The organism is Pseudomonas sp. P4_C3 (genome assembly GCF_056402075.1).
In genome coordinates this window covers 1-8009 of the sequence record NZ_JBFUIC010000210.1, presented here as the reverse complement: position 1 = coordinate 8009, position 8009 = coordinate 1, and the positions used below count along the sequence as shown (strand labels likewise).

Here is an 8009-nt window from a genome sequence, read left to right as displayed (position 1 = left end):
GCATTTCCAACAGCGTGATGCTCGCCGAAATCACCGCGAACCGCGTGCTCGATCAAATCGAACCGGTCGCATAAACCCGCAATACCACATACCCCTGTGGGAGCGAGCTTGSTCCGGGCGGCGTTCCGACGATGAGGCCCTGTCATCCAACATCTCTATTGACTGTCACGCCGCCATCGTCGGAACGCCGCCCGGASCAAGCTCGCTCCCACAGGGGTATGTGGTATTGCGGGTTTATGCGACCGGTTCGATTTGATCGAGCACGCGGTTCGCGGTGATTTCGGCGAGCATCACGCTGTTGGAAATGCCCAGCAGGGCATTGCGGTCACCACCCTCCAGATGATCCACCTGTTGATGCACCATCACATCGACCGAGGCCAGGGTCTCGACCAGATAGACCATCAGGGTTTCAGTCGTGACTTCAGGGGCGACGGTAAACAGCGTGCTGATTGTTCTGGGGGTAGCTTTGATGTCGGCGGTTGAGGGGAAGTGGTAAGCGAGGGCACGCTCGGCGGCCTCGTTGAGTTTTTTTGAATCGGGGCTTTCGTAGGGCGAGGCGGGATCGGCGTCTGGCGGGTTTGGTGTGACCTTGAACATATTTCAGTCTCCAACAATTTGGAGCCGTCACCGAATCGCTGCTAAACGAATGTATGGTCAGCCCACCTCCTGCAACCACGAGCGATGAGCGGTAAAGCATGCTTGCGCTAATGTATCCGGGCTCGTGGTCGGCAGTTTTGCCGCCTGGCCCTTGATGAGTAATCGCTCCTGCCTGTCCTTAAAAAGGGTGCCAGCTTCGAGAGCTGTCTCGTTTGCCAGGTTTTCATGCAGGAGTTGAGCTGTTTATCGTCATCATCTTGTCGTCGCAAAAGCCGGTAGTGAATTTCGATCAAGCCATGGATTGTGCGTTGTAGCTAACTCCGCGAGCTAAAACAGCCCATACGATCCTTGCCAATTTATTGGCCAAGGCGCAGGCGACTTTGTTCGGGTGCTTTCGTATCAACAGGTCTCTGCACCAAGTCCCCAAAGCATCGGTACGTTTATCTATGTGCACCAGAACTGCACGCGAGCCTTGAATCATAAGCTTTCGAAGGTATTTATCACCGCGCTTGCTGATGTTCAAAAGAACGGTTTGGCCACCTGTTGAATACTGCCTCGGCACCAGTCCCAGCGAAGCGGCGAAGTCTCGCGATGAGTGAAAATTGGAAGCGTCGCCGACGTCGGCCAGCAACGCGCTAGCGATGATAGGGCCGATGCCGGGGATGCTCATCAGGCGTGTTCCCGCATCATCAGCGTCCACTTGCTCTTTGATACTCCGGTCAATCGCCTTAATTTCGTCGGTGAGCCGTCTCATCTCTTCTAGCAGATGTTCAATGAAGGATTTCAGCTGTTGCGGTAACTCTGCGGCAGGGTCGTCCATAATTTGGTGAACCTGACTCATAGCCGCTTTTGTTGCAGGCAACGCGATCCCGAACTCAAGCAAGAACCCGTGAATGCGATTTATCGTTTGAGTCCGATGGACTACCAACGCCTCCCGAAGACGGTGCTGTGTCGATAGCACTTGCTGTTCCACGGTTTTGATGGCGACATAACGTGTTTTAGGACGGGATGCGGCTTCGCAGATTGCCTCAGCGTCGATGTAGTCGTTTTTATTCCCGGTGACGTAAGGTTTCACATGCTGCGGCGCGATCAATTTCACTTGATGACCGAAGGACAAGAGCTTCCTAGCAAGCCAGTGTGAACCGCCACAAGACTCCATCGCTATGGTGCAGGGCTTCAGCCTTGCGGCAAACTCAAGCAAGCGGTTGCGATTGAATTTCTTGCGCAATACTTCCTTGCCTTTGGCGTCGTGCCCTATGAGATGAAAGGTGCTTTTTCCAATATCCAGGCCGAGCAAGTCCAAGATATCCATGAGAGGTCTCCGCAAATCAGTGAGAAGCCCGGTAAGTTTAGATTTAACGGGGTTCCCGTACTGGGCTGACCATCTCATTAGGGTGGCAGCTGTGCGCAGGTTAGCAGACCGGGGAGACCTGAAACCGGCGCGCCCGAAGGCGCCCTGCACACAGCTACCATGAAGTGCAGGCATGAAATGACCTGACTGTCTGGAATGCAAATGCGTTTCAAATCACCACGGGCTGCTAAACCCGATCACTGATGGGCAGTGACGCGAATCAAGTTACCGAGCGGCCCCAATGCGCACAAGCCGGCGGATTCTGGCGTACCTGTAGGCAACGACGCAAGGCGTTGTAGCTTTCATCGAGTAACACTGACAGCCGTTAAACAGGCACTGTTCAAAGGCCAAATCGGTGGCGCGAGCTTGCGCAATAGCCTGTAGGAGCGAGCTTGCTCCGGGCGGCGTTCCGACGATGGTCGTCAACGATAACGCTGAAAGCCTGACACCCCGCGGCGTTCTCCGGTTTTTCGCGAGCAAGCTCGCTCCTACAGGGGGGATGTGGTGGTCAAGATTGGTCCGCCTCCTACCCGATTCTGAAGCTCTGTCCTGACACTGGTCAAAACGCCCATAAAATAGAGCAAATTGGCCTATTTCACTGCCCTGGGCCCAGCCCTAACCTAGTGCCCAACAACCCATCACCCGGATCAAGGGCATAACAAAATGACTGAATACAAATTGGCGCTGGTTGGCTTTGGTGGTGTTAACCGGGCATTGGCTCAGCTGATTGCCGAACGTAACGAACAGTGGAAAACAGAACTGGGTTTCACCCTGAAAATCGTCGGTGTGACCGACTTGTTTCTCGGTTCGGTGATTGGTCGCGAAGGGCTGGACGCCCATGTGCTGGCCCAATTGCCGGCAGTCAAAGGTGCATTGGCGCAACTGTCGGGTGGCGACGTCGCAGCCCTCAACGAAGCGGTGATCAAGGATTGCGGCGCGGACATTATTGTTGAAGCCACCTTCACCAACCCGGTGGACGGTGAACCGGCGACGTCGTTCTGCCGTTGGGCACTGGAGGGCGGCCAGCATGTCGTCACCACCAACAAGGGCCCCATCGCCTTGCACGGCGCGGAGCTCAAGGCGCTGGCTCGACGCAAGCATGTCGCCTTTGAATACGAAGGCTCGGTCATGAGCGGCACGCCGGTTATTCGCCTGGCCCGGCAGGCGCTGGCAGGCAGCTCCATTGTCGGTTTTGAAGGGATTCTCAACGGCACGTCCAACTTCGTGCTCACCAGCATGGAAGGCGGCCTGGGGTTTGCCGAGGCCGTTGCCAAGGCTCAGGAACTGGGCTACGCCGAAGCCGATCCGACGGCGGATGTCGAGGGGCATGACGTACGCCTCAAGGTGGTGATCCTGGCGAATGAACTGCTGGACGCAAAGCTGACGGTCAGTGACGTCACGTGCAGCGGCATTTCGTCCCTGAGCCTTGGCGACATCGAAAAAGCCCGGCAGGACGGCGCTCGCTGGAAGCTGATCGGGTCGGCGATGCGCAATGCCGACGGCTCGATCAGTGCCAGTGTCGAACCGCGGCTGTTGCACAACGATCATCCGCTGGCCAGTGTTGGCGGCGCAACCAACGCGGTGTCGTTTACCTCGCAACTGCTCGGTGCGGTAACGGTTTCGGGGCCGGGAGCCGGGCGTACGGAAACAGCGTTTGCGCTGCTCTCGGACATCGTCAGCATCCATCAATCCATTGCACGCAACCAGGAGTAAGACTGTGAAATTATCGCGCCTGGTTCTGGATATCGTGGAGTCGCCCATTGAAGTCTTTAACGCCTATGACGGTTCCGTCATCGGTAGCGTAACGAATGTCTGTGCGTCGCAAGTTCCGCAGTTGTTGGAGACTGGGCGCAGTGGTGCACGAGCGTGCGCGGCGTTAGCGCGTCATCGTCGGGCTCGTATTCTTGAGCAAGCCGCAATCAACATCGAACGTGATGCCGGTGTGTTTGCCAGGCTGATCGTCGACGAGGCCGGAAAGACCCTCAAACAGGCGGAAAAGGAGGTCAAACGCTGCGTCAACACCCTCAAGCTGTCGGCCGAGGAGGCCAGGCGCAATGCCGGGGAGGTGGTGCCTTTCGACGCTTATGAAGGTTCCGAATCGCGTCAGGGCTGGTTTTCCCGTGAACCTCTGGGTCTGATCGTTGCGATCACGCCGTACAACGATCCGTTGAACCTGGTGGCGCATAAACTCGGTCCGGCCATTGCGGGCGGTAACGCGGTGATTCTCAAACCCTCCGAGCTCGCGCCATTGTCGGCCATTAAACTGGTGTCTTATCTGGTCGCAGCAGGCTTGCCTGAATCAGTGGTCACAGTCGCCACCGGCGGCGCGGAACTGGGCAAGGCGTTGGTCGCCGCCCGTGAAGTGCGGATGATTTCCTTCACCGGCGGTTTCGTCACCGCAGAGCAGATTGCCCGCACGGCCGGGTTGAAGAAACTCGCCATGGACCTGGGCGGCAATGCGCCGGTAATCGTCATGGGCGACTGCAACCTTGAGGCCGCTGTCGAGAGTTGCGTGTCCGGAGCCTTTTGGGCAGCGGGGCAGAACTGCGTAGGCACTCAGCGCTTGCTGATTCAGGCGTCGATTTATGACGCGTTCCGAGAGCAATTCGTCAGCCAGGCCCGTGCGCTTGTGGTCGGCGATCCATTGCTGGCCGTTACCGATATCGGCCCCATGATTACTGCGCAAGCCGCGCAGAATGCCGAGCAAGTGGTGAACGAGGCCTTGCAAGAGGGCGCCACGTTGCTCTGCGGCCATCGGCGTGAAGGATCGTGCTACGCCGCCACTGTGTTGGAAAACGTCGATCACGCCAGTCGACTCTGGCGCAATGAAGTCTTCGCTCCGGTGGTGGTACTGCAATGCTTCGAGAGCTTCGATGAAGCCATCGCGTTGGCCAATGAACCCGAATACAGCCTGCATGCCGGGATCTTCACCAATGATCTGGCAACCGCGATGAGCGCCGCACGGAGAATCGAAGCCGGGGGAGTGATGATCAACGACTCTTCCGACTACCGCTTCGATGCGATGCCGTTTGGCGGTTCCAAGTACGGTAGCCTGGGCCGGGAAGGCGTACGTTTTGCCTACGAGGAAATGACCCAACCCAAGGTGGTGTGCCTTAACACCTTGGGTTAGTCGATTCGCGGTAAATGGATCAGCTCGTATGGCATTGGGTCGGTTTGGTCACCGRCCCAATGCGTTTTGCTGAACGCCTTCAGCCATTTCTGATCCAGAGGTTCCACGTTTGGATTGATCAGATAGCCCGCAGGCCATTGGCCCGAAGATACAACATTAAACAAGAAGCCCTCGCTGCCAGGCCGCACTAGCTGTTGTTGGGGAAATTCGCGGCCACGAGCGAAATCAGGTTACTGGCTTCAAGCAATGGCGATTCAGTGATCAAACACTTCACGAATCGTGACGTATTGGAGTTTCTTCGGCCCCGGAACGCCATTGGTAAATGAAAACTGGAGGCGGCCAAATGGATCTAGCCGCCCAGCTTGGCCCAGAATTCTTCGGCAGATGGGTTGATTGGGGCTGTGGGACGCGTGAGATGAATCTCCAAGGGAATATCCCAGCTTTCGTCGAGCGCCCTGACAAGCCGACCGTCAGCCATTTCCTGTTCTGTCAGGCTTTTGGGTAACCACGCGACACCCTTGCTTTCCAAGGCCATGGACATCAGCACTGCTGCAAGGTGGCTACTAAAAAGAGGCTTGAGGTTAAGGTAGTCTTCCTTGCCGTGGAGTCGGTGAGCGACGATGCGGCCTAGACCCGATTCGTGGGTGTATGCCAAGTAGGGCAGTGTTTCTGGTGAGGTACCAAAATTGGCAGAGGCACTCGCCAATGGCACGAGTACATCCTCTCCAACTTTCTTCCCAATGAACTGATCAGGGGCTAGCAAGGGGGGGACGTCGGGATGGCGATGGCAAAGCAGGAACTGAACCTGGCCGTGAATCAGCATCTGCTCACAGACAGCCATGCTATCTGAGTGCAGTCGTACAGCATCTATCGGGGCGCCATTTTCCGTACTTCTCAGCCATCTCGGAAAGAAGGTGAATGACAGGGAGTGAGTGGCTGCGAATTGCAGCGTTTTGGCGGCCATCCCAGCCACCTCCTGTGCCTCTGTGCGCATCCTGTACAAGCGTCGTGCAGCCTCCTGAGCACTGGGCAAAATCTGCCTCCCAGCCTCGGTCAGCGTTGCGCCCTGAGGCGTTCGCACAAACAACTCCACGCCCATCCAATTCTCCAGTGAACGGACTCTGCGGCTGAAGGCCGGCTGAGTGACGTGGCGCGCTTCAGCGGCACGAACAAAGCTGCCGTATTCCGCAAGCGCTGAAAAATCTTCAAGCCAGACGAGTTCCAAGGGCAATGCCTCCTGTGCATAGGGCGCGGCATTAATAGCATTGGGCGGGTGTCATCGCAAAGCATAACGTGGGGCCACCAACAACAAGAGGAACCCGTCATGCGTATCGTAGACATCCGTGAAAAAACCGTCTCCATCGCCTCTCCAATCGCCAATGCCTACATCGATTTTTCGAAAATGACCTGCTCGGTTGTCGCTGTTGTCACGGATGTGATTCGCGATGGTAAACCTGTCATCGGTTACGGTTTCAACTCCAATGGTCGCTATGGACAAGGCGCTCTGATGCGTGATCGCTTCCTGGCGCGTATCACGGAAGCTGATCCAGATACTCTCATCGACCACGAGAACAACAACCTGGATCCGTTTGCCATCTGGAAAGCCCTGATGACCAACGAAAAGCCAGGTGGCCACGGCGAACGCTCAGTCGCTGTCGGCACCATTGATATGGCTGTATGGGATGCCGTTGCCAAGATTGAAGGCAAGCCTCTGTATCGCCTGCTGGCCGACCGTTATCGTGACGGCGTGGCAGATGACAAGGTCTGGGTCTACGCGGCGGGCGGCTACTACTACCCGGGCAAAGACCAGACCAAGCTCAAGGCTGAGATGCAGAGCTATCTGGATCGTGGCTACGACGTCGTCAAGATGAAGATTGGTGCGGTGCCACTGGACGAAGATATTCGTCGCATCGAAGCGGTGCTTGAAGTAGTAGGGGACGGGCGTCGCCTAGCGGTCGATGCCAATGGCCGTTTCGATTTGAAAACAGGTATTGCGTACGCGGAAGCCATCAAAAAGTACAACCTCTTCTGGTACGAAGAAGTTGGCGATCCGCTGGACTATGAACTGCAGGCCGAGCTTGCAAACCACTATGAACTGCCCATGGCGACTGGTGAAAACCTGTTCTCCCATCAGGATGCTCGTAACCTGCTACGCCACGGTGGTATGCGCCCTGATCGCGATTACCTCCAGTTCGACTGCGCCCTGTCTTACGGACTCGTGGAGTACATGCGCACCCTGAAGGTGATGGAAGAAATGGGTTGGTCTTCCCGCCGCGTAGTTCCGCATGGTGGTCACCAGATGTCCCTGAACATCGCAGCGGGTCTACACCTGGGCGGTAACGAATCGTACCCGGATGTGTTCCAGCCTTTCGGCGGGTTCGCTGACGGGATTCGGGTGGAGAACGGCTATGTCGGTCTGCCGGATATTCCAGGTGTCGGCTTCGAAGCCAAGTCAGCCTTGTACGCAGTGATGCGTGAGTTGGGCGAAGGCTGATAGCCCTTGAACTGCGGCTTTTTTCAAGAGGCCGCAGTTATCAGGCGTCACCCACTGACGTCACGCCACATGCCCATCACAAAAATAAAATGAGGTGCTTCCGTGGAAATCTCCAAGACCCGCTGGTACAGCCAGCTGTATGTGCAGGTGCTGATCGGTATCGTAATCGGTGCAGCAATTGGTCACTTTGAACCGCAATTCGGAGCCAGGCTTCAACCTTTTGCAGACGGCTTTATCAGACTCATCAAAATGCTGTTGGCCCCTATTATTTTTGGCACCGTGGTTGTCGGTATCGCCAAGATGGGCAGCATCAAAGAGGTAGGGAGAATTGGCGTTAAATCGCTGCTCTACTTCGAAATTCTTTCAACCATCGCCCTGGTCATCGGCCTTATTGTGGTTAACGTCGTAAAGCCAGGCGTAGGGATGAACATCAATGT

At 56.3% G+C, this 8009-nt stretch carries 7 protein-coding genes and 1 pseudogene; 5 read left to right on the top strand and 3 right to left on the bottom strand.

Annotated elements, in window-relative coordinates; translation table 11 throughout:
- Positions 1-74, top strand: a pseudogene (locus tag AC1DVH_RS23145) (DUF6124 family protein); the annotation flags it as partial.
- 160 nt (positions 75-234) lie between these two features.
- Here the strand turns inward: AC1DVH_RS23145 and AC1DVH_RS23140 are convergent.
- Positions 235-597 carry a DUF6124 family protein gene (locus AC1DVH_RS23140; protein ID WP_477755771.1) on the bottom strand — a complete coding sequence of 121 codons (363 nt, stop codon included), beginning with the start codon at positions 595-597 and terminating at the stop codon, positions 235-237.
- 289 nt (positions 598-886) lie between these two features.
- Entirely contained in the window at positions 887-1909 is a 1023-nt protein-coding gene (locus AC1DVH_RS23135) for an IS110 family RNA-guided transposase (RefSeq protein WP_477755770.1), read from the bottom strand.
- A 702-nt stretch (positions 1910-2611) separates the two neighbouring features.
- On the opposite strand from AC1DVH_RS23135, the gene AC1DVH_RS23130 reads away from it, so the two are divergent.
- Both AC1DVH_RS23130 and AC1DVH_RS23125 read left to right on the top strand, forming a co-directional pair.
- Positions 2612-3661, top strand: a complete 1050-nt coding sequence (locus AC1DVH_RS23130) for a homoserine dehydrogenase (protein WP_477755769.1) — start codon at positions 2612-2614, stop codon at positions 3659-3661.
- A gap of 4 nt (positions 3662-3665) precedes the next feature.
- Complete coding sequence (locus tag AC1DVH_RS23125; protein ID WP_477755768.1) at positions 3666-5078, top strand: aldehyde dehydrogenase family protein; 1413 nt, start codon at positions 3666-3668, stop codon at positions 5076-5078.
- A 349-nt stretch (positions 5079-5427) separates the two neighbouring features.
- Here the strand turns inward: AC1DVH_RS23125 and AC1DVH_RS23120 are convergent, their stop codons facing one another.
- Entirely contained in the window at positions 5428-6303 is an 876-nt protein-coding gene (locus tag AC1DVH_RS23120) for a LysR family transcriptional regulator (protein ID WP_477755767.1), read from the bottom strand.
- Positions 6304-6402: 99 nt separating this feature from the next.
- Between AC1DVH_RS23120 and AC1DVH_RS23115 the strand changes: the two genes are divergently transcribed.
- Together AC1DVH_RS23115 and AC1DVH_RS23110 are read left to right on the top strand one after the other, a co-directional pair.
- Positions 6403-7572: a mandelate racemase/muconate lactonizing enzyme family protein gene (locus AC1DVH_RS23115; protein WP_477755766.1), complete on the top strand. Its 1170-nt coding sequence runs from the start codon at positions 6403-6405 to the stop codon at positions 7570-7572.
- A gap of 102 nt (positions 7573-7674) precedes the next feature.
- The coding region (locus AC1DVH_RS23110) for a cation:dicarboxylate symporter family transporter (RefSeq protein WP_477755765.1) at positions 7675-8009 on the top strand (335 nt) is incomplete at its 3' end.